Below are 21,058 nucleotides of genomic sequence, written 5' to 3'. Positions count from 1 at the left end.
AGCTCTTAGGACGTATGACAGGATAAGGTGGTTGTGTTACAAAATAAAATCTTAACTAAATACTCGGCTTTAAACAGAGTCTTGTCGGAACCTTTGCGCTTAAACAAGAAACACTCACCCGATCAAACCCGGAATGTTAATAAACCCAAGCGCCCATGTTTTGAAAACATTCGATATCAGCCAAGCTACCTTTGACGCTCCTTACACAATATAATGGGGTAATAATCCGACACTAACCCGTATTGTCCTGTTTGCAAATCGGGCGCTCCATACACATCATCGCAGGGATACAGGCAACTAGGGCACGCAGGAAGTTTGGAGCCTTTGTACCTGAGAGCTAAAGTGCTAACCTTCTTGACGATTGCATGAGTGCTGCCCCGCTGTACCGTACTTATGTGAGTTGAAGATTGAGGTGATAACCACAATGCGTATATTAATTCTTTTATCCGGGTTACTTATCATTCCAACGACCGCACTGGCGTATATCGGACCCGGGGCTGGGCTGGGCGCAATCGGCACGCTTGTCGCACTGGTCGGAGCCGTACTGCTCGCGATTATCGGGTTCGTGTGGTACCCGGTCAAACGCATGATGCGGCGGCGGAAACCTGTGGACGGGGTATCCGGAGACGACCCGAAATCAAATACGTGATCGTAGCCGTCGGATTGACCGCAGTAGTCGCGTTTGTGCTGGCTCTGGTCGCGTTGCGCCTCATACCGACAGCAATATCAGCGATCAATATTGCTTCTGCTGCTGTTGCGGCTATGCGCGACCCTAGCCTGAACGAAGAAGCACGCGAAACTGCCGTACAACGTGCATCGCTGCGCCTATTCGGTTGTTTCGGACAAATACTCTGGCGCTTTCTGACAATCCTTGCCATCAGCGCGGCCCCAATCCTGACAGCGAACGCTCTAGGGCTTGCCGAGACTGAGGCCGTCACTGCCTGGCTTCTGCGCTGGGATGTGATCATCATCCTGTCTGTCTCTCTGATCGCACTTTGGTATTTGAAGGGGCGGGTGTGGACTTTGAAGTAAGATACAACCGGTCTGAGCGGATATTTCACCGGCTGGCTTTTTCGGGCCCGTCCGTCCAAATGGTCGCAGCTGATATAGAAAATATCACATTGGCCCGGCAATTTACGGGCGCCAATGATCGTAACCCCGTGTTTATTACATCGTTGGCCCGTGCCGGAACAACACTGGTATTGGAGCTTTTGTCCCAACATCCAGATTTAGCCTCTCATACATATCGCGACATGCCGTTTGTTCTGGCACCGGTTTTTTGGGACCGGTTCTTTGGGCGCTTCCGTCGGGAGGGCGAAGCCCGCGAACGCGCTCATGGCGATGGGGTACAAATTGGGTTCGACAGCCCCGAAAGCTTTGAAGAGGTATTCTGGAAGGCGCATTGGCCCGATCATTATCGACGCGCGAAGCAGATTCCGCTTTGGAAACCACGTCATCTCCATACAGAAGCGACGGCATTTTTTCGCAAACACATGCAAAAGATCGTGTCCCTCAGGCGGCCCGAGAACAGCGCTGTGGCGCGCTATGTCTCAAAGAATAACGCTAACATCGCACGTATCGACCTTTTGAAAGAAATGTTGCCCGATGCTCATATTCTGGTTGTCTTGCGTCATCCGCTGGAACACGCGGCCTCGCTTTTGCGTCAACATAGAAATTTTGCGATGCAACAGGCCGCAGATTCGTTCGTCACACGGTATATGGCAGATATCGGCCATTTCGAGTTTGGAGAACTGCACCGCCCATTCGGATTTCCCGGGCTGTCAGAACGCGCAACACCAGACGCGCATGATTATTGGTTGGCCTATTGGATCGCTGCTTTCCAACATGTCGAAGAACGGTACGAACACGTACAGATATTGCCCTATGAGGCGCTTTGTTCTGATCCCGGACCGGTCCTGCAACAATTGTGTCTGACGCTGGATCTGGATCCGGATGAATTATCCGGAGCGACCGATCTGATCCGCCCACTGACACGCAAAACCGATCCCGGGCAGTTTTCACCGGCGCTGGTCGCAGAGGCGGAGGCGATCTATGCCACACTTTCCACGCGCTCCGGCTACCCGCACGCGCATGCTGATCAGGAACAGACCCAGACGGACCGATCAACATAATCCAAGGGATAGCGCCGCGCCTCTTCTACGAGCGCAGCCGAGCTGGTTCCGGCCACAAACACCATAGACCAGACAAGCTCTCCGTCTGGGGTGATTTCGAAAACACGGCCAGACATGCTTTCGGTCACAAGGATATTCCCATTAGGCAAAGTCTGGTGCGTGCCCATTATAAAGCTGAAAAACAAATGATCCTCTGTTGACGGATAAATCGTCTCGGTCAGACTGGTGGCAGGATCAAAGCGAAGAATACGTGCCCCGGCGAAATCGCGCCCGGGCACCATAGCACCACCGCCATTATCAAAAACCGTGATGGTCCCGTCCGGCGCTATGTCCGGATCATGCTGCTGTACCCATGGCCCGTGCTGCATCCAGACGATCTTGCCACTGGCTTTGTTAAGCACAGCCAGCGCGTTGAGATTGCGCATGGACAGCAGTAAGTCACCGGCTTCCGCACCAGGAATGCGCGCACTCAATTCAGGAGTGACAACTTCGATATCATTGAGATGTACGGGATCTAGATCTTCCGGATTGAGCCCGTGGATGATTTCAAACTCTTGGTGCTCGGCCAACCAGTCGATTGTCGGCTCAAGGATCGGGATATCTTCGACAACACGCCCCTCCGGGTCAATCCGCAGGGCTGAATCGGCATAATAATTGTCGGAATTCAGGATAGCCTCGACTGAGGCGCCCGGAAGCATGTATTCCGGAGCCACCGTTGAAGGATCACGCTTATTTGGAATCCAGTAGCTCCCGTCCGGGTTTTCCGTGATCGAGTGGTGGGTCATCTGATCAACGGTCCAGACGACATCACCACAAGGGTCAAGACGTACCGTGCCACGTTCTGCGAAATTGATCAGGACAGACCCGTCTTCCTGCAGAGCAATTCCTTGCGTGTGATATCCCCCTGATCCTTGGGGAATTGCGCTGGCAGGCACGATATGGGTCGGATCAGGCCAGATGGCGTGGAAATCAAGCGGCCACTCACGCAGAAGCGTACCATCTGTATCGTAGACCCGTGCCTGTATGCCCTCGTCGAACATGCCCTGCATAACCGTAAGCCCGGGCCAACTGCGTTCAGTGTCATGCTTTACCAAACCAACGCCTTCATACCGGCGCGGCATCCACCGGGGATCACGGTACCACGGCCCCCTGATCAGTTCCTCTGCGGTATCCTTTGCCTCGCGGATTAAGGCCGTCGGTGGCAGGTTCAGCACCGCAGCCGAAATGCCCGCAAGAAAAGCAAGTAGCGCGCCGCTTGCCAGAAAAATAACAAGCCCAAGTACATTCCTGCTCCCCATTGCGACATACTCCCGTTAATTAAATGTATCGAATATTTCCTCCAGAGGGCGTGCATCCTTCACGTCATATTCGATCATCCACGCCGTTTCGGACGCTGCCAACTTATGCTCTATCCGCAAAGTCGAGAACGGGAGGTTAGCCGTCTCGACAAACCGATAACAAAGGCCGTTCATTTCGGTATCTTTAGCTTGCCAGTAAAACTGATTCGACCTGATCCATCGCCCGGCTTCATCCAGCTGTGTCGCAACAATCTGACCAGTACCGGGATCAATATCGGCGCAGGTCTGACCGATCAAAACCGCCATCCCATCAGAATAACAAATCGCACCGCGTGCATTACCGCCCAGTGGAAAACAGGTGAGTTGAACTCGCAAGGGGTTCAGGTTTTCGAAACAGACAAACAGTGTATCGTCGACCATAAAAACCGATCCATCTACCGGAAACCCCGTGCATGCCTGCGGCGGGGTCAATACCGACCCAGCGTAGTCTGTCGCACCATAGCGAACCTGAAAAATGGAGTTCATATCCACACCGCGATGAAACGTGCTTTGGGTTTGAAAATCGCCGAATTTCAAAGACGGAGACCAGGGCTCACCGACTGAGCGGATCGGTGTAGATCTGACATTGAACCCATCCAGCAACCGGGCTCGTTCTACAATAGCGTCCGCCAATTCTATGTCCCGCTCCGCCATTTGGTTAAACAGGGGCCAGATATGTGATGAGGCGACTACCTGACCGACGCCATAAACCAAGCACAAACTCATCACTCCAGCCAATACCAAGCGTGATATAGACACCCCATCGGCCGCCTGCGCGATAACCGTGCCCGAAGCCAAAACAATGCCCACAAAGATAAACCCGACAAACCCGATGCTACGCCCGATCAAATAGGGTTCCGGATAGAGAAACCAGATCAGAACTGGCAAAATGAAAAGCGCGCCTAGTCCTCCGACTAACACGCGCAATCCTCCTATCAACCCACTAGCAGAAAGCCTGCCGGCAGCAAAGACTGCTATCGTCGCCGCGGCCAAAACCAAGATGCAGGCGGCGGCCAGGCTCAACAAAAACAGACGCCGATAAAAAGACGGCATCCCCAGGAGCCCACCGCTATGGATCAACTTCTCAATCCAGTAGAGAGCAGACAGCTTATCGGCAAGGACAGCGGTATCTATACCACTCGAGAAACGGAAATCTACCTTGAGATCCAGAGCGTAAATCGTAGCGTCACGTTGTAACTGATACAGGATCAGAGCTGCACCAGAGGCGATCAGGACCCTCAACAGAAAGAACAGGCATTGCCGGTGGTCAAATCGATCGACCCGGATCAGAACCAGAGCCGGTATAATAAACCCCAGCAAAACATAGCTTTGATAAAAGCCAATGGATATAGCCAGCAGTTCGGCGGCTACGGCCATTCGTAGAAGCAGTCCGGAACGCGACCACCGCCCCTGGGGCTTAACCAATACCATGGCCCCAACGGATGCGAGTAGACCAAGACAAAACCACGGTGCCAGCGTCTGATAGTGCAAAAGCTCGGTCAGATAAACATGCGAAGACCCGGCCAGAAAAACTGTTAGGATGGAAGCTACGACCATGGCTGGCCCCGTCGTCGCAATAGCCTCACGTGCAATCAGAGCAGCAACCCCAAATAAAGCCGCAAAAATGATGGAGACTAGGATTGCAATCGACGCACCCTGTTCAAAAAGAACCTCGTGAGCCCAATGCGCCGCCCAGCGACCGTGAACTTCAGCAAACCCTCGTTCAAGGCCAGCCGCAAACCGCCATTCATCCGGATTGTATCCAGATCGTGCGATACCGATCCCGGCAGTAGGCAGAAACAAAACGGCAGCAATGACAGCTGATACAAACAGAAGCCGTGCTGGTATCCTTGCATCGGTCATGGGGAAGTCCAATTATGAACCACACAAACCAATACCACCCGACAAGACCTTTCTTCGAAATCCGCCTCTGTTATTAGTAAATCTCCCACCTTTTGTCATCCGACGCTCTGAGGACGAGCAATAAGGGAAAGAACTGTTTCCGAAATGCGCATTATTGCTCCGAAATTGTTATTTTACACAATAAATGAGGTCAAAAGCTTTAATCCGCGCGCAGACCGGAAAGAGTTGTTGTAACGATGATCAAAGTACAAAAAACGGATGCGGAAAAACGAATGGAACAGGCCAGCGTCAGCTTGTCAATCGTAGTGCCCTGCTTCAACGAAGAAGCGGTTTTGCCGGAACTCATTCGCCGGGTCAGCTCCGTGGCCGAAACATGCGTTGGATCATCCTGGGAACTCATCCTGGTCGATGACGGGTCCACCGATCGCACACGGGGCATGATCATGGAGCTTGCGGAAACCAAGTTCAATATCCGTGCAATTATCCTGTCTCGAAACCACGGCCACCAGAAGGCACTTTCAGCCGGGCTGACGTATGTGCGCGGGACAAATATTCTGGTGCTGGATGCGGATCTGCAAGACCCGCCTGAACTCCTACCCGATATGCTGGATCTGATGCAGGACGGAGCTGATGTCGTTTACGGGCAACGTCGACAACGAGCGGGAGAAACGGTGGCCAAACGAACAACCGCAGCTGCGTTCTATCGCCTGTTGGACCGATTGACCGATGTTGATATTCCTGTCGATACCGGAGATTTCCGCTTAATGTCCCGAACAGTGGTCGACTACCTGAACGCCATGCCGGAAGAAGACCGCTTTATCCGCGGAATGGTCAGTTGGCTAGGGTTTCGGCAAGTCCCATTGCTGTATGACCGGGCTGAACGCTTTGCCGGGGAAACCAAGTACCCGTTTAGAAAAATGCTGCGCTTGGCGGTTGATGCCATCACCGGATTTTCCATTGTTCCACTGCGCTTGGCGACGTGGCTGGCACTTTTGACCACAGTACTAGGGCTGGCTTTGATCGTATGGGTCTTATTCCAATGGTTTACCGGGGATGTCGTCTCAGGCTGGTCCTCGGTGATGGTGATAGTGCTATTGGTAAGCTCGGTTCAGCTTCTAACAATCGGTATTCTTGGTGAGTATATTGGCAGGCTCTACCTGCAAAGCAAACAACGCCCCCGCTTTGTGGTGGAGCGCGTCGTTTCAGGTCCGGACGAGCACTCGTGAAACCCTTTGATCTAAGAAGTATCCTGTCCTTCGGGGTTGTTGGTATCCTCGCGACAGTCACTCACGCTCTTGTTGCGATTGCATTGATTGAAATCTGCAGCCTGCATCCATTCTCAGCCAACGCATTTGGCTTTGTAACAGGGTTTATGGTGTCTTATTTCGGCCATCACCGCTTCAGCTTTCAATCCGAGGCCGGCCACAGGCGGGCCATGCCACGGTTTCTGGCGATTGCCGGCCTTGGTCTGTTTCTCAACCAGGTGATCGTCTACCTCATGGTCAACCTGGGTGGGGTGAACTATTTTCTGGCTCTTTGCGTGATTATCTTAACGGTTCCGGCAATCACGTATCTGACATCCCGTCGATGGGCTTTCGCCAAGCCATCTTCATGAAGATGGTTTTGGATACCCCGCTTACTACAGCGCCTAAGACCTTATATTCAGAATTATTTGGCTTTTTTATATTGAGGCTTATGTCAAGTAAAACGCAAAAAGTTCCGAAAACGAGGCCTACAGTATTTTCTGATTTGTTGACCATTCATATTCGATAAGTATTCCTTATCACGTTTGATTGATTTTACCCAGAAACTGGCTCAGAATGGCGCGTATGAAGCCCCCTGCCCTATATCTCCCCGCCGCCGCCCCTGCCCTGTCGCAGGCAGATCAGGACGCGCTGAGTGATCTCTATATCCGCGGCACCCCCGCCAATACGCTGCGCGCCTATGAACGCGATCTGATCTATGTGGCGGCGTGGAAAATGGCGCGCTTCGGGGCGGCGCTGGACTGGCCGGAATCTGAGGCCACCGCCCTCGCCTTCATTCTCGATCACGCCCGCGACCTCAGCGACGCACCAGAGGCCGACATCGCGCGTCAGAGCGCCGAGATGCTGATCAAACAGGGCCTGCGCAAATCCCTCGCCTGCCCCGCCCCATCGACGTTGGACCGGCGCATCGCCTCGTGGCTGGCCTTTCACCGTATGAAGAACCTCACCAGCCCGTTCGACGCCCCTCAGGTCAAACAGGCCCGGGCCAAGGCGCGCCGGGCGGCAGCACGCCCCCCTGCCCCAAAGTCGCAGCATCCGATCACCCGCGGAGTGCTGGAACAGTTGCTTACCACCTGCCGTGGGTCGCGGCGCGATTGCCGTGACCGAGCGATCCTGATGCTGGGCTGGGCCAGCGGCGGGCGGCGCCGGTCCGAGATCACCGGGTTGATGCGCGAGGATGTGTCGCTGAAGGAGTTCGACAAGACCGGCGTGGCCTGGCTTTCTCTGCTGGAAACCAAGACCACAGCCAAGGGAGAGACGCCGCGTCTGATCCTAAAGGGCCGTGCCGCGCAGGCGCTGGTGCATTGGATCGAAGCCGGAGACATTACAGGTGGCCCGCTGTTCCGCCCCATCTCCAAGGCGGACCGGGTGCTGAAACGCCGTCTGACCCCGGATGCGATCTATCAGATCATAAAGCATCGACTCAGGCTGGCCGGATTGCCTGAGGATTTCGCCTCGCCGCATGGATTGCGGTCTGGCTTTCTGACCCAGGCCGCGCTGGACGGTGCGCCGATCCAGGCCGCCATGCGGCTGTCGCTGCACCGCTCTGTGGCGCAGGCACAGAAATACTATGACGACGTGGATATTGCCGAAAACCCGGCGGCGGATCTGTTGGGGTGATGGGAGGATCTGTTTCGCGCGCGAAACATCATGTGCCGCGCGCGTGCAGCCAGGCTTTCAGCTCTGCAAGAAATGTCTCGGACATTCCCTCGCCGGACAGGGTGACCTGTGCACCGTTTCGACTCTGTTTCAACTGAATGCCGCCGAATGTCTCTTTCAGGGGGGTCTTGGCAGCAGGTGGGTTTTCCCCATTCGACCCCAGGCCGTTCACTGCACGGGTCAGAGCTGAAATCTCGGCTTCCCCGTTCTGAGGCGCGGCCTTCCGCAGAGCGGTGGTGATCAAGGAAGCTGCTTTTGCCTCCTCTTTCAGGACCTTTGCAATCGACAGCCCCAACCGTTCAGGAATAGCTGACGCAAAGCGCAGATGGTCATCCAGGGCGTGATAGATCGCGATGAACGAGCCAATCTTGGATCGCTTCGCCCGGCTGGCCGAGGCAAACAGCCCACGCAGGGCCACAGTTTCATCCGGGTAAACGCCCTGCTCTGCCGCGCGCGCCACGATCCGGGCGCGCTCGTAATAGCTCAGCCCGACGCGGATTTCATTTTCCTCGACCATGGCCACATAGGCATCAGATGCGCTCTGCGGCTGCCTGAGAAAGGCACGCACGGTCTCAAAGCGGGCCTCGCCCGTCTCCTGCGCCAAAGCCCGCAGCGCTGTCAGACGCCGCCAGCCCGAGATCAACCCGTAACGTCCGCCCTCCAGTTCCACGACCTCGATCGGGGTTTGCTGCCCGCGGGTCTTCAGGCTTTCCTTCAACGCCTCCATATCCGCGTCATCTGCCGCCATGCGGTCACGGACCAGATAAGTTTCCTCGATGGCGTCCAATGGCACATCCTGCACCAAACGCCCTTCGGCCCGCGCGGCACGCAATTCTCCGGACAGCTCTTCTAGCGCCGCCTGAGCCGCCGTGGCCCCGGCCACCTGCGCAACCGGCGGCGTGGTCCGGGGGGCGTCTGTGGGGAACATCGGGTTCAGCCCAGGGGCAGGGCGGTTGTCTTCCAGATAATCCGGCCGGGCAGGGGTCAGTCGTTTGCGTTTTGCCATTGGTTTCTCCTTTTCCTGCGCGGATCAGACTCGGTTTCGGGATGTGGCAGGCGTGTTTCGCGCGCGAAACATCGCGCTCAGAGCGACAATTCCGGTGTTCCCGCCTCTTCGGCCTGCCGGGCCCGTTCTTCGCCCCGCCAGACGCCGATCAGCAGCTTCTTGAACGAGGCATAGGTGGCATCAAAGGTTTCCCGCCCGCGCACATAGGTCTCGCGGTTGAAATCGCGGTAATCGGCCTCGTAGATACCGTTGACCTGTTCCCCCGCCTGACCGATCAGCGCTGTGTAACCCTGCCAGTGTGGCGACAGGGTCCGGCCCAGATAGGCCTGCATCAGCCCGGCCAGTTCCGCCTGCTGGCTGCCGTCATAGCGGGTGATGATCGTGCGCACCGCATCCCACTGAAACGCCATCTCGGGCCGCCCCAGGGCGCGGGCGGCCATGTTCTCGCCATCCTCGATGGATTGGAAGGTGGAATGCAGCATGTCAAAGAAGCGCCCCGTGGAGTCGAACTCCAGGAACGAGGCCCCCATGGGCACCAGAAGGATATCCGAGGCGGCCAGCCCGTTGATCGTCAGATAGCCAAGGGCAGGGGGGGTATCGATGAAAATGATATCGTAATCGTCCAGCACCCCATCTTCGTCCAGCGTATCCGTCAGCGCATCCCACAGCTTCCAGCTGCGGCCCTGCATTCGCCAGACGGGGATCTGGAATTCCGCCCAATAGAGGTTCAGCTGCGCTCCGATCAGATCGATATTCGGCCAGTGGGTGGTTTGGATCAGATCGCTGCTGCGGGTCTTCAGCGCCTCGGACAGGGTGTCGTCGATCGGATGCGGGGCCTCACCCCGGTCAAGACGTCCCTGATTGTCCCGGCGCAGATGGGTGGCGTAGTGGCGGGCAAGCAAGGGGAACACCGTCTGCCATTCATCGCTGACTTTGCCGCCAAAGATCGACGTCATCGAACCCTGGCTGTCCAGGTCGATGACCAGCACCTTGTAACCGTCCAGAGCTGCCGACATGGCCAGATGCGCGCAGGTCGAGGTTTTGCCAACACCGCCCTTGAAATTGGCCACGGACACGATCTTGGCGGGCAGACCCTCGGGGCGGTAGGGGCGGTATTCTTTCGCCTTGGATCCTTCCGAGGCGAAATGTGCCCGCAACCGTAGAACCTCATCCAGCGTGAACCACTTGGCACCGCCTTCGGTTTCGGACTGTCCCTGGGGCAAATCCGGATTGCCTTTCAGGACCCGGCGAAAATGAGCGGGCGCCACAGGGATCAGATATTTGGTGATTTCCCAGGTCGAAAACAGGCGCAGCTTTTTCTGACCGTTTTCTTCCAGCCCCCGGTTCGCCAGGTCGCTACGCCCCCGCGCACAGGCATCCGCGATTTGCGAGAACTCATGTGTTCCGGTTGGGTCGCCCAGTTCAGCATAGGCCAGATCCGGGTCGATATTGAAATACGGGGGAAGCCCCTCGGACGTTGCTGCTCGCATTGAAATGCTGTCCATGTGCTATGTTTTCGTCAATATACCACAAAAGAAGGCATGTGAAAGCATTATGAGCACAAAACCGGATTTTCTAAGCAAAATTAAAGGGTAGAAAGCCTTCGAGACGCTGCTTTTGGGCGTATAGCAAAAAAATGTTCAGTTAGAATCCTGTTATCTTATTAGTTACGGCTGAATTTGAACTCTATTAAGTATAAGAAAAAAAAGCGCTTTTTGTATCTTTTGTAGGTCACACTGAATCTGATCCCACGATAGAGTGACTCTGATCCCACGTTGCAGTGACTCTGAACCCACGTTCCGGCGGCTTTACGCATCCTGTGGATAACTCTACGGTGAGCGTCAATAAAACCACGAACAAAGATTCGGGCAGGACATATGGGCAGGGCAGTATGAGCGGGTCAGGGGCGTTGTTGCCTGACCGGCACCCAACGGGCGATTTTTTTGTATGCGATATCTTCGATGCGCTGCCCAAGACAGATATGGGTTCGATGGAGCATCCTATGTTTTCGCTCTCGACCCGGCCGGACCGGCGCATCCTCAATTACGAACATAACGGGGTCGAGATCACGGTGACGCCTTCGGTGCGCGGTCTGGCGACGATCCACGACAAGGACATCCTGATCTTTTGCATCAGCCAGCTGATGGCGGCGATCAATGCGGGCCGCACGGTCAGCCGGGTGTTGCATCTGAAGGCGCATGATCTGCTGGTGGCCACCAACCGCGAAACCAGCGGTGACGGTTACAAGCGTCTGCGCGAAGCGTTCGAGCGGCTGGCCGGCACAAGGATCACCACCAACATTGTGACGGGTGAAAAGGAAACCACCACCGGGTTCGGCCTGATCGAAAGCTGGGAAATCGTGCGTCACACAAGGGCGGGGCGGATGGCCAGCGTCAGCGTGAAGCTGTCGGACTGGCTGTTCCGTGCGGTGCTGGCGAAATCGGTGCTGACCCTCAGCCGCGATTACTTCCGCCTGCGTAAACCGCTCGAGCGGCGGATCTATGAGCTGGCGCGCAAACATTGCGGGCGTCAGCCCGAGTGGCGGATCTCGGTCGAGGTGCTGTTGAAAAAGTCCGGCTCGGCCTCACCTCGGCGGGTGTTCCGCAAGATGATCCGTGACATGATCGCAGCCGATCACCTACCCGATTATGAGATGACCGAAGAGCCGGGCGACCTGATCCGGTTCTCGCGCCGGGGTCAGGTGGTCGAGGGGCCGGACAAGCCGATCCTGCCGCCGCAGGCGCTGGAGGAGGCCAGGGCGATGGCGCCGGGCCACGATGTCTATGCGCTGGAAGCGGATTGGCTGGCTTATTGGGCCGCGTCAGGCCGCCCACAGATCAGAAACCCGCAGCGGGCGTTTCTGGGCTATGTGGCCAAAAGGGTCGCCGGACGGGACTAGGCGCTTAGCTGGAATAGGCGGGGTTTTGTTTCTGCACGCGTGTCTTCACGATTTTGACGGCGCCGATAACAATGAGGGCTGCAATGATGAACAGCCAGCCGAAGAGGATGTAGCTGCCCAGAGCCATCAGGATGGACGCACCGGAAATCAAAGCAAACCCGCCGGCGCACAGGCCAACTAGAATGGCTATCCCGATAATTCCAATCATCTTCTCCAAGTCCTCCGGCTATGGTCTTGGTCTTGCCAACCCCAAGTGGGCGCCGTCATGCCATTGAGCAGATGCCCAAAATGATTCCGCGATGAAATCATGGCAAAACTTTGAACCACCAGAGGTTAAAATTTGGTTATTTTTACCGGGAGGAGCATTGCTCCACTACTCGTGCGACACTGCTTATAATTTATTGAGACATGAATATGTCTGAACAGATAGTTCCCTAAAACTTTTGTGACAGCAATATAGAATGCCGACGACCCCAGAAAATGTGCAAAGGCCCGCCTATGACACAGTTTTGTCAATCCGCGATCATTTGGATGGAATGGCAGACTCGCGCGCTTTGGCCATTGAATGATCAGAGGTTTTGGGGGGTCACATCTTGACCAGCCGTCCGTCTGCCACCCTGATCCCCTGCTTTTCAAAGACGTTGCGCGTGTCGAAGACCAGCGCGGCCTCGCGCGCGACCAGACCATAATCCGGGGCGCTGTGATCGGTGATTACGGCCACCGCCGCATAGCGTTTCAGGTTGTCCGCCGTCAGCGGCTGCGAGGTCCGGCCCGCAAGCTGCGGGTATTCGCCACCTTCGGGCAGGCGGGGGAAATACGGATCGTGATAGTCAACCTCGGCCCCCAGCTTTTCCAGCTCGGCCAGCAGCACCAGCGCCGGGCTGCGGCGGGTGTCCTCGACATCGCGTTTATAGGCGATGCCCATCAACAGAATGCGCTGTCCGGTCAGGGGTTGCCCGGTTTCCGCCAGTGCAGACCCGTTGCGCGCGGCCAGTTCCGCCGCCATCCGTGCCGCCAGCATCGAAGGGACCGCGTCATTGCTGGAGCGGGCCAGATTGATCAGCGGCGTATCAGATCCTGCATCCGCGGCGCGCCAGGCCAGATAGGCCGGAGACACCGGGATGCAGGCCCCACCAATTCCAGGACCGGGATAGAAGGGCATGAAGCCAAACGGCTTGGTCGCCGCAGCCTCGATCACTTCCCAGACATCCACGTCCATTGCTTCAAGCGCGGTCTTCAATTCGTTGACCAGCGCGATATTGACGGTGCGAAAGCTGTTTTCGACCAGCTTCACCGCTTCGGCGGTGGCGGCCGAGCTGACCGGCACGGCGCTGGTGACGATGGCGCGATAGAAATCCTCGACCAGTTGCCGCGATTGCGGATCGTCGGCACCGACCACTTTCGGGATGCTGTGCGTGTCGAACTTGTCATTGCCGGGGTCTTCGCGCTCGGGCGAGAAGGCCAGGAAGAAATCGGAACCTGCCCGCAGACCGCCCGCTTCGAGGATCGGCTGAACCAGCGTGGTCGTGGCTCCGGGCCAGACGCTGCTTTCCAGCACCACCATCTGACCGGGGCGCAGATGCTGTGCGATGGTCTGCGCGGCGGCGGCGACAAAGCGCATGTCGGGATCTTGTGCGTCGGTCAGCGGGGTCGGCACACAGATCAGGATGATATCGGCCTCGGCCAGTGCTGCGGCGTCCTGCGTTGCGCGAAAGCGCCCACTCTCTACCGCTTGTGCGATCCGGTCGGATGCCAGATAGGAGATGACCTGATCGCCCTGATTGATCCGCGCCACCCGGTCGGGGTTGAGATCAACGCCGGTGGTATCAAACCCTTCATCATAAGCCGTCAGCGCCAGCGGCAGGCCAACATAGCCCAGCCCGACCACGGCAACCCGCGCATCGCGCGCCGCGATAAGCTGCTTGAGGGACTGATGGTGCGAGGTTTCGTAGTTCATAATCTATCCTGATCGTACAAAGTCACACTGAATTAAAATTAGCTTAGCAGATTGGAAACCTTCTCTCTTCATCGGATAGGACAGATCGGGAACGAAGCCAACTAATTTGTCGTTCCCGGCAAAGACCCGGAATGGGTGTTTCCAAAAACAAGGCAGTCTTGAATCAGCGTGCCGATTGTTTTCGCATATGCTCGATCCATTCGTCGAAGGAAACACGAGGCACATACCCGATCTGATCCTGTGCATGTCGGGTTGAAACCTCTGGCTGACCGGCAAAAAGCCTGCGCCCCGCCATATCAGGCATCACGGGCCGGGGTTTCGCCAGCCGGGCCTGAACGGACCGTGCCCAGTTTGCGGCGGCCTCGACCCGGCGGCGCCCGACAAGGCGGCGCAGATGCGCGCTGAGCTGCCCCGCCAGAGAGGGGCCTGAGGGCGCATTGCCATTGGGCGACGGCGGCGGGGTCGGGTTCGCAGCCGGATCAATCCGAACCTCCCCGCATCCGGCAAGCCGGGCATAGCCTTCGAAAAACGTCTTCCACCCCAGCGTGTCCGGGCCGCTGATCAGGTATCGCTCGACCCCGGTCCGGGGTGATGAGGCCGCGCGCAGGGCGGCTTGTACCACGTCATCGACATGCACGGCCGGGCATTGTCCGGGCGGGTCGGGCAGGATGATGCCGCCCCTGCGCATCATCGCCAATGGCCCGTTGGTCCAAAGCGCACTGCCGGGCCCATAGACGATGGTCGGCTGCAAGATGGCGGCGTCGCATTTCCCCTGCAACAGTCTCTGTTCCATCGCAATTTTGGCGCCGCGATAGCTTTGCACATCTTCCGGCGTGATTGGGTTGCGTTCGGTGATCGGCCCGTTGGGCCAGCTGTCATAGACCACGGCGGAACTCAGATGCACGATACGGTTGCAAGACCCGTCTTCGGCGGCTTTGGCAAGCGCGTCGAAGGCTGCAAGGTTGTCCGCGCCGGGGGCCCGGAAATCGTAAGCCAGATGAAACAGAGCCGCCGCACCGTCCAGCGCCTGCGTCAGAGCCGGGCCGGGGTGCAGCGGGCAAACCAGTGCCTTTGCTCCGGCCTGTTCCAACGCGGCAGCCCCGTGGCGCGTGCGCAGCAAGGCGGTCACGTCACATCCCAGTTTCAGCAGCGCATCGATCAGGCGCCGGCCGATAAAGCCGGTGGCGCCGGTCACGACCACGCGCTGGCCTGCAAGCCCGTCGCCGGGGCGGGGGTCCACGTGTTTTTCGGTCATGTCCGCAGGTTCAACATTCTTAATGCGTTGTGCAACAATTCAGCCCTTTTTCCAAAACTGTGCAGGCCTGGCCTGTCAGCGCACCATAGCGGTATCTACCATTTGGTGGCCACCGATCCCTATGCTAAGCCTGTGGCATTAGAGTGGATTCTGTTGGTACGAGGGTTTTTCATGCAAATATTGATCACGGGCGGGGCCGGTTTTATCGGATCACATCTGGCCGAGCGTCTGATTGGCAATGGGCATGAGGTGACGGTGCTGGATGACCTGTCCACCGGGTCGCTGCAAAACCTGTCTTCCGTTCAGGGTCATTCCGCCTTTCGTTTTGTCGAAGGCAGCGTTCTGGATGCCACATTGGTCGAGGAACTGGTCGGGGCTGCTGACGCGGTGTTTCACATGGCCGCCGCGGTCGGGGTCAAGCTGATCATGGATCAGCCCAGCCAGTCGATTGCAACCAATGTGGACGGCACGCAGAACGTGTTGCGCGCGGCCCTGCGCAACAAGCCGCTGGTCTTCATCGCCTCCAGTTCCGAGGTTTACGGCAAGGCCTCGAAATTCCCGTTCAACGAGGATGACGACCTGACGATCGGCGCAACCAGCGTGCTGCGCTGGTCCTATGCCTGCGCCAAAACGCTGGATGAGTTCATGGCACTGGCCTATGCGCGCGAGGTGGATCTGCCGGTGGTCGTGCTGCGCTTTTTCAACACGACTGGCCCGCGCCAGACCGGGCGCTATGGCATGGTGGTGCCGAACTTCATCGAAGCGGCCCTGGCCGGTCAGCCGATTCAGGTTCATGGCACCGGCGAGCAATCGCGCTGTTTCAGCCATGTGGCCGATGTGATCGAGGCGCTTGTGCGTCTGCTCGATGTCCCCGAAGCCCGGGGGCAGGTCTTCAATATCGGTGGTGAACAGGAAGTGACGATCCGGGGGTTGGCCGAAAAGGTAATCGCGATGACGGGCTCAACCTCGGAAATCCGGCTGGTGCCTTACGAAGAGGTCTATCCCGAAGGGTTCGAAGACATGGCCCGCCGTCTGCCCGATGTCTCGAAGCTGCGGCGGTTCACCGGGTTCAGCCCGGCGCGCACGCTGGATGACATCATCGCTGACATCATGGCCGAGAAACGCGCCAAAGCCTACGCATGAAGAGCCAAACACGATGACACCGGGACAAAGAGTTGAAAAGCTGGTGCGCGACACCGCGACCGTGCTGCTGCCGGAACGGCTGCGCAAATGGATCCGCAAGCAACAGCGATTGCACAATCTTCAGTCGGTGCCGGTTGGGTCGGTCGATTTCGGCGGCTTGCGGCGGCTGTCGCCGATCAGCGCCGTGTTCGGGCAGGATCGCGACCTGCTGACCATCGAACGCTATTACATGGAAGAATTCCTGCAAAACCACAGCGACGATATCCGTGGCCGGGTTCTGGAATTCGGCGATCCGGCCTATACGAAGAAATTCGGCGGTGACCGGGTCACGCAGGCGGATGTACTGAGCTATGTCGAGGGCAATCCACAAGCGACCATCGTGGCGGATATCACCGATGCGCCGCATATTCCCGACAACAGTTTCGACTGCATCATCATCACCCAGACCCTTCAGATGATCTTTGAGGTCGACAAGGCGATTGCTACGCTGGAACGCATTCTGAAACCCGGTGGCGTGGTGCTGTGCACCTCGCATGGGATGACCCGTGTGGCGCGGCGCGAAGGCGTGGATGACTGGGGCGAATACTGGCATTTCACCAGCCAGTCCAAGCGCCGCCTGTTCCGGGCGGTCTTCCCGGCAGAGAATGTCGAGGTGTCGACCGTTGGCAATGTCTTTACCTGCATCTGCAACCTGCACGGCCTTGGGGCCAGTGAAATTGCGCCCGAAGAACTGTCCACCCATGATCCCAACTATGAAATGCTGGTTCTGGTCCGGGCAGTAAAGGCGCAGTGAGCGATCTTGTCATAGGGTCCGGGCCTGCCGGGGTTTCCGTCGCCCGGGCCTTGCTGGCGCGGGGACGAAACGTCACGATGCTGGATGCCGGGGTGGAACCGGGGCCCGGGGTTACGGATCGGGTGCAGCAGATGTCCCGAACCCGCGCCGAAGACTGGAGCGCCGAGGCGCGTACAGCCTGGATGGAGCCTCAGTTTCAGGCCCCGGAGGGCGAGGTGTGGCGCTATGGAACAGGTTATGCGCTGGCCTCATCTGCGCGTACACTGGTGGAAGGGGCGGATTGGTTTGCTTTGCGCGCGTCGCGGGCGGCGGGCGGGCTGTCCAATGTCTGGGGCGCTGCGGTCTTGCCGTATCGGCAGGCGGATATCGACGACTGGCCCATAACAACCGACGATCTTGCCCCACATTACAGGGCGGTGGCGGACATAATGCCCGTGTCCGGGCAACAGGACGGGCTGCAAGACCTCTTTCCCACCTGCGATATGACAGGCCGAACACCCGTTCCACCAACCGCGCAGGCCGAGATTCTGCTGGCCCGTTCCAGGCAGAAGGCGAAGGCATTGCAGGGGGCTGGGGTGCATGTCGGTCTGGCGCGGCAGGCGGTTGGGCCGGGCTGTCAGACCTGCGGGCTGTGTCTGCACGGGTGCCCGTGGTCGCTGATCTGGTCTGCAAGACAAACCCGCATGGCGTTGCAGGCAGAGCCAGGCTTTGCCTACCGCGCGGATCACGTGGTGCGGCAGGTCCGCGAGGAAGGCGACGAGGTTGCCGTCACTTTGGCAGATGGCAGCGATGTCCGCGGAAACCGGGTGTTTCTGGCCACCGGGGTGCTGGAAAGCGCGCGTATCCTGTTGGCGTCACCCGGCTTGCGGGGCAAGGAACTGGTGTTGAAAGACAGCCAGCAGGCCTTTTTGCCGATGCTGCACCGCTGGCGGGCGCCCAGGCGGCCCGATGTTTTGCCCTATCAGACGCTGCCGCAGCTTTTTGCCGAACTGGATGACCCGACCGTGTCGCGGCAACTGGTTCACGCGCAGATCTATACCTGGAATGAATACTATGCCCGCGATCTGAAACAGAACTATGGCCGCCGGATACCCGGCAGCGGGCCGCTGCTTGAGGCGCTGGCCCGACGTCTGATCGTGGCGCAGGTTTTCCTGCATTCCGATCATTCGCATGAAATAGCCTTGCGTCTGGCAGAGGATGGGCGGCTGCGCCCGGAACTGAACGAAAATCCCGCAACCGCCGAGACAATGCGGGCAGCGCTTGCGCGCTATGGCCGGGCCTTGCGGGGGCTTGGTCTGACCAGCCTGTCTTTTGCAGCGCGGTTCGGGGCGCCGGGGGCCAGTTTTCATGTCGGAGGTGATCTGCCGATGTCGGATGACCCGGGCCCGGGTGAAAGCGATGTGCTGGGGCGCCCGCATGGCGCGACGCGCATTCACGTCGTTGATGCCTCTGTCCTGCCGACCATCCCGGCGACGACAATTACATTCAGTGTGATGGCGAATGCCCACCGGATCGGAACGCTTGCACCCGAAGTCTGACACTCAGTTGATGGGCAGCACCCTGCTCAGCCCGCTTCGCACGCCGCGCATCAGTTTGCGGGCCGCCAAATAGGACCCGCCGCGCCCGGCAAGATGAGCCTGCCAGCGGGCGATGTCGGTGAAATAGAACATCTCGAGCCGGGGCAGGTCGTGGATGTCATCCCCTGGCCCGGCCACGCCCAGACGGGTGCCGACCGAGGTATCGTAGTGCCGGGCAATCTGTGCGCGTACATTCGGGTTTGACGCGCCATAGGGCGGGGCAAAATGCCGGACGGGTTGACCAAGCCGGGCGGCAATATCCTGACCGGATCCGGTGACTTCTTCCTCCAAGGTCTCTGCATCCAGCGTCGACAGATCGGGATGGCTGACACTATGTGCGCCAAAGCTGACCCCTTCCGCTGCCAGCGCCTTGACCCTGTCCCAATCCATCAGCGGGCGGGGCGGGATGTTGCCCCCGGCCCAGCTGTCGGTGCCACCCATCAGGCCCGAGGGCAGATAGACGATCGGGCAGAAGCCATGTTCGCGCAGGATCGGCCAGGCGGTATCGGCGAAATCCTGGAACCCGTCATCGAAGCTGATGATGACCACACGGGGGGCAGGCGGGTTGGCCAGCGCGTCCGGCGTCACCACCGGCAGGCCGGACGCCGCCAGCGCCTGCATCTGCGCCGCAAAGATGTCGGGCGCGATCGAGGTTGGTCCCGGCGCGTCCGAGATCGAATGATACATCAGGATATCGGCCTGCCAGGCGGGCATGGGTCAGTCTTCCACCACATGGGTGGCAAAGACCTCACGATAGCTGTTCCATTTCGCGCGGTCGACATTGCCCTTGTCGTCGATGCAATCCGCCGCGCCATAGGCCATGGCAAAGGCGTGGTGCGTGTTGTCGTGGGCGAACAGGCCCTGCCGTCCAAATACGAGCAATCCGTCCATATCCGAGAGCCACTGATCAACCGTATCGAACCGGTCTTCATAGCCCACATCGTAGACCGGATAGGCATGGCTCAGCCGCCGGGTTTCGCAGCGGCGCACCGGCACGGTGACGGGCAGGCCCAGTTGCCCCAGCCATTTGGTGAATTCCTGCCCCAGGTCCTCGTCGGACATGGACCACCATTTTTCATCCGGGTCGCAGGGCAGTTCGGCGCACAGAACGGTGACGCCCTTTGGCGCGCCACTGGCGTTATAGTTCTTGGGCTCCGACATGCGGCTGATCGGGATCGACAGTTCCGGGAAATAATGGGCATCGAACTCGGTGAACTGGTCGGTCTCCAGCACCAGATACAGCAGGATCATGCCGCGGAAGCGGATGGCGCGGGCGGCCTCGACCACCTCTGCCGGAGGGTCGCCGATCAGGCGCGTCAGCCCGGTCAGCGGGATGGTCGACAGGATCAGATCGCCGGTCAAGTGCCGCTCGCCCTCTTCGTCGCGGATCGTCAACCCGGTGATGCGATTGCCGTCCCGTTCGATGGCGGTGATTTCGGTATTGAACAGGAAGGTGGCGCCATTGGCCTCGGCACTGTTGCGCATCGCGTCCGAGATCTGCCCGAACCCCTTGCGCGGATAAAAGAACCGACCCGCCGTTTCGCTGCGCAGCCCCGGCAGCAGGCGCAGCATCTTCATCAGGATCTTGCCGACCGAGCCGCTGCCCACCCGACGTTCGGCCAGTTTCACCGCCAGCTTGTCCGGATCCAGCCCCCACAGCTTGCGCACGTATGGGAAATAGAAATTGTCCGAAATCGTCGGCCCCAGCCCATCATACAGCACGGTCGAGAACGTCTCGGGGCCTTCGCTTTTCTTGCGGAAGGGTTTCAGCACCATGTCGCCGATCAGCGACGCGGCAAAGGGTTTGGGCAGGCGCATCAGCGCGTCGGTCAGTTTCAGCGGAAAGTGAATCCATTTGCCGCCCAGCCGGATGCGCCCGTGGCGCGGGCGCAGCAGCAGATCGTCGCCCAGCAGCGCTTTCACATCGGCCAGAACCTCGGGCTCTGCCGCCGGATGAAACCTGTGCGAGCCGTAATCACAGATCACGCCCTCAATCGGGAATGAGGCCGAATTGCCCCCGGCACTGGGCGCGCGTTCGATCACGGTCACTTTTGCCTGCCCGGTCAGGGCATGGGCTGCGGCCAGACCGGCCGGCCCGGCGCCCAGAATGATGACTTCAGGCGTGTCGCCGCCATTGGGTCGGGAAACATCCGTCACTTGTGCATTCCTTTA

The 21,058-nt window shown here is 58.5% G+C and carries 19 protein-coding genes; 10 read left to right on the top strand and 9 right to left on the bottom strand.

Annotation, left to right across the window (positions count from 1 at the left end):
• Nucleotides 1-424 precede the first annotated feature (424 nt).
• Genes ACR0C6_RS19260 through ACR0C6_RS19250 form a run of 3 tightly spaced genes read left to right on the top strand, consistent with a single transcriptional unit; the run spans nt 425 to nt 2,132 of the window.
• Nucleotides 425-649 (top strand): hypothetical protein, encoded by a 225-nt coding sequence (locus tag ACR0C6_RS19260; RefSeq protein ID WP_171331791.1) that lies wholly within the window; start codon nt 425-427, stop codon nt 647-649.
• Entirely contained in the window at nt 646-1,032 is a 387-nt protein-coding gene (locus ACR0C6_RS19255; RefSeq protein WP_171331792.1) for a hypothetical protein, read from the top strand. The genes ACR0C6_RS19260 and ACR0C6_RS19255 overlap by 4 nt, the downstream gene beginning before the upstream one ends.
• 59 nt (nt 1,033-1,091) lie before the next feature.
• The gene (locus ACR0C6_RS19250) at nt 1,092-2,132 is read left to right on the top strand and encodes a sulfotransferase family protein (RefSeq protein WP_253283618.1); all 1,041 of its coding nucleotides are present in this window, start codon (nt 1,092-1,094) and stop codon (nt 2,130-2,132) included.
• Here ACR0C6_RS19250 and ACR0C6_RS19245 read toward each other — a convergent pair.
• Together ACR0C6_RS19245 and ACR0C6_RS19240 are read right to left on the bottom strand one after the other, a co-directional pair.
• Nucleotides 2,099-3,430 (bottom strand): arylsulfotransferase family protein, encoded by a 1,332-nt coding sequence (locus ACR0C6_RS19245; RefSeq protein WP_480620709.1) that lies wholly within the window; start codon nt 3,428-3,430, stop codon nt 2,099-2,101. The two genes, ACR0C6_RS19250 and ACR0C6_RS19245, sit on opposite strands and share 34 nt — an antisense overlap.
• A 15-nt stretch (nt 3,431-3,445) precedes the next feature.
• Nucleotides 3,446-5,332, bottom strand: coding sequence for a hypothetical protein (locus ACR0C6_RS19240; RefSeq protein ID WP_480447522.1), 1,887 nt, complete (start codon nt 5,330-5,332; stop codon nt 3,446-3,448).
• 272 nt (nt 5,333-5,604) lie between these two features.
• Between ACR0C6_RS19240 and ACR0C6_RS19235 the strand changes: the two genes are divergently transcribed.
• The 3 genes from ACR0C6_RS19235 (at nt 5,605) to ACR0C6_RS19225 (ending at nt 8,217) form a co-directional block, all read left to right on the top strand.
• A complete protein-coding gene (locus ACR0C6_RS19235) occupies nt 5,605-6,558 on the top strand; it encodes a glycosyltransferase family 2 protein (RefSeq protein WP_171331796.1) in 954 nt (317 codons plus the stop codon).
• Nucleotides 6,555-6,947, top strand: coding sequence for a GtrA family protein (locus tag ACR0C6_RS19230; protein WP_171331797.1), 393 nt, complete (start codon nt 6,555-6,557; stop codon nt 6,945-6,947). The genes ACR0C6_RS19235 and ACR0C6_RS19230 overlap by 4 nt, the downstream gene beginning before the upstream one ends.
• A gap of 214 nt (nt 6,948-7,161) precedes the next feature.
• Nucleotides 7,162-8,217 (top strand): tyrosine-type recombinase/integrase, encoded by a 1,056-nt coding sequence (locus ACR0C6_RS19225; protein ID WP_171331798.1) that lies wholly within the window; start codon nt 7,162-7,164, stop codon nt 8,215-8,217.
• Nucleotides 8,218-8,245: 28 nt separating this feature from the next.
• Here ACR0C6_RS19225 and ACR0C6_RS19220 read toward each other — a convergent pair whose 3' ends face one another.
• Both ACR0C6_RS19220 and ACR0C6_RS19215 read right to left on the bottom strand, forming a co-directional pair.
• A complete protein-coding gene (locus ACR0C6_RS19220; protein WP_480447520.1) occupies nt 8,246-9,262 on the bottom strand; it encodes a ParB/RepB/Spo0J family partition protein in 1,017 nt (338 codons plus the stop codon).
• A gap of 77 nt (nt 9,263-9,339) precedes the next feature.
• Entirely contained in the window at nt 9,340-10,767 is a 1,428-nt protein-coding gene (locus tag ACR0C6_RS19215; RefSeq protein WP_171331800.1) for an AAA family ATPase, read from the bottom strand.
• A 386-nt stretch (nt 10,768-11,153) separates the two neighbouring features.
• Between ACR0C6_RS19215 and ACR0C6_RS19210 the strand changes: the two genes are divergently transcribed.
• Nucleotides 11,154-12,161: a replication initiator protein A gene (locus ACR0C6_RS19210; RefSeq protein WP_171331801.1), complete on the top strand. Its 1,008-nt coding sequence runs from the start codon at nt 11,154-11,156 to the stop codon at nt 12,159-12,161.
• Nucleotides 12,162-12,165: 4 nt separating this feature from the next.
• Here ACR0C6_RS19210 and ACR0C6_RS19205 read toward each other — a convergent pair whose 3' ends face one another.
• From ACR0C6_RS19205 to ACR0C6_RS19195, 3 genes are all read right to left on the bottom strand, one after another.
• The gene (locus ACR0C6_RS19205) at nt 12,166-12,378 is read right to left on the bottom strand and encodes a hypothetical protein (protein WP_171172364.1); all 213 of its coding nucleotides are present in this window, start codon (nt 12,376-12,378) and stop codon (nt 12,166-12,168) included.
• A 369-nt stretch (nt 12,379-12,747) separates the two neighbouring features.
• Nucleotides 12,748-14,118, bottom strand: a complete 1,371-nt coding sequence (locus ACR0C6_RS19200; RefSeq protein ID WP_480620706.1) for a nucleotide sugar dehydrogenase — start codon at nt 14,116-14,118, stop codon at nt 12,748-12,750.
• A 163-nt stretch (nt 14,119-14,281) separates the two neighbouring features.
• Nucleotides 14,282-15,373, bottom strand: coding sequence for an NAD-dependent epimerase/dehydratase family protein (locus tag ACR0C6_RS19195; RefSeq protein ID WP_480447519.1), 1,092 nt, complete (start codon nt 15,371-15,373; stop codon nt 14,282-14,284).
• 171 nt (nt 15,374-15,544) lie between these two features.
• On the opposite strand from ACR0C6_RS19195, the gene ACR0C6_RS19190 reads away from it, so the two are divergent.
• The 3 genes from ACR0C6_RS19190 to ACR0C6_RS19180 are packed head-to-tail and all read left to right on the top strand — an operon-like array spanning nt 15,545 to nt 18,847.
• Entirely contained in the window at nt 15,545-16,516 is a 972-nt protein-coding gene (locus ACR0C6_RS19190; protein ID WP_171233808.1) for an NAD-dependent epimerase/dehydratase family protein, read from the top strand.
• Nucleotides 16,517-16,529: 13 nt separating this feature from the next.
• Nucleotides 16,530-17,309 (top strand): class I SAM-dependent methyltransferase, encoded by a 780-nt coding sequence (locus ACR0C6_RS19185; protein ID WP_480620703.1) that lies wholly within the window; start codon nt 16,530-16,532, stop codon nt 17,307-17,309.
• Nucleotides 17,306-18,847 carry a GMC oxidoreductase gene (locus tag ACR0C6_RS19180; RefSeq protein ID WP_480620701.1) on the top strand — a complete coding sequence of 514 codons (1,542 nt, stop codon included), beginning with the start codon at nt 17,306-17,308 and terminating at the stop codon, nt 18,845-18,847. Before ACR0C6_RS19185 ends, ACR0C6_RS19180 begins: the two co-directional genes overlap by 4 nt.
• 3 nt (nt 18,848-18,850) lie before the next feature.
• Here the strand turns inward: ACR0C6_RS19180 and ACR0C6_RS19175 are convergent, their stop codons facing one another.
• On the bottom strand, nt 18,851-19,600 hold the full coding sequence (locus ACR0C6_RS19175; protein ID WP_480620699.1) for a polysaccharide deacetylase family protein: 750 nt from the start codon (nt 19,598-19,600) through the stop codon (nt 18,851-18,853).
• 3 nt (nt 19,601-19,603) lie between these two features.
• A complete protein-coding gene (locus ACR0C6_RS19170) occupies nt 19,604-21,043 on the bottom strand; it encodes a protoporphyrinogen/coproporphyrinogen oxidase (protein ID WP_171331807.1) in 1,440 nt (479 codons plus the stop codon).
• Nucleotides 21,044-21,058: the final 15 nt, after the last annotated feature.

The sequence above is a fragment of the Ruegeria sp. AL12 genome, assembly GCF_056540885.1.
The sequence above is the reverse complement of the archived record's forward strand: the minus strand, read 5'-3'. Positions and strand labels throughout refer to the sequence as shown.

Bases quoted from the DNA above. Each gene is read 5' to 3' on its own strand.
- ACR0C6_RS19200 (WP_480620706.1), bottom strand. From the start codon at position 14,118: ATGAACTACGAAACCTCGCACCATCAGTCCCTCAAGCAGCTTATCGCG.
- ACR0C6_RS19175 (WP_480620699.1), bottom strand. From the start codon at position 19,600: ATGCCCGCCTGGCAGGCCGATATCCTGATGTATCATTCGATCTCGGAC.
- ACR0C6_RS19235 (WP_171331796.1), top strand. From the start codon at position 5,605: ATGGAACAGGCCAGCGTCAGCTTGTCAATCGTAGTGCCCTGCTTCAAC.
- ACR0C6_RS19185 (WP_480620703.1), top strand. From the start codon at position 16,530: ATGACACCGGGACAAAGAGTTGAAAAGCTGGTGCGCGACACCGCGACC.
- ACR0C6_RS19250 (WP_253283618.1), top strand. From the start codon at position 1,092: ATGGTCGCAGCTGATATAGAAAATATCACATTGGCCCGGCAATTTACG.
- ACR0C6_RS19220 (WP_480447520.1), bottom strand. From the start codon at position 9,262: ATGGCAAAACGCAAACGACTGACCCCTGCCCGGCCGGATTATCTGGAA.
- ACR0C6_RS19190 (WP_171233808.1), top strand. From the start codon at position 15,545: ATGCAAATATTGATCACGGGCGGGGCCGGTTTTATCGGATCACATCTG.
- ACR0C6_RS19225 (WP_171331798.1), top strand. From the start codon at position 7,162: ATGAAGCCCCCTGCCCTATATCTCCCCGCCGCCGCCCCTGCCCTGTCG.
- ACR0C6_RS19260 (WP_171331791.1), top strand. From the start codon at position 425: ATGCGTATATTAATTCTTTTATCCGGGTTACTTATCATTCCAACGACC.
- ACR0C6_RS19195 (WP_480447519.1), bottom strand. From the start codon at position 15,373: ATGACCGAAAAACACGTGGACCCCCGCCCCGGCGACGGGCTTGCAGGC.
- ACR0C6_RS19215 (WP_171331800.1), bottom strand. From the start codon at position 10,767: ATGGACAGCATTTCAATGCGAGCAGCAACGTCCGAGGGGCTTCCCCCG.
- ACR0C6_RS19245 (WP_480620709.1), bottom strand. From the start codon at position 3,430: ATGGGGAGCAGGAATGTACTTGGGCTTGTTATTTTTCTGGCAAGCGGC.
- ACR0C6_RS19240 (WP_480447522.1), bottom strand. From the start codon at position 5,332: ATGACCGATGCAAGGATACCAGCACGGCTTCTGTTTGTATCAGCTGTC.
- ACR0C6_RS19210 (WP_171331801.1), top strand. From the start codon at position 11,154: ATGAGCGGGTCAGGGGCGTTGTTGCCTGACCGGCACCCAACGGGCGAT.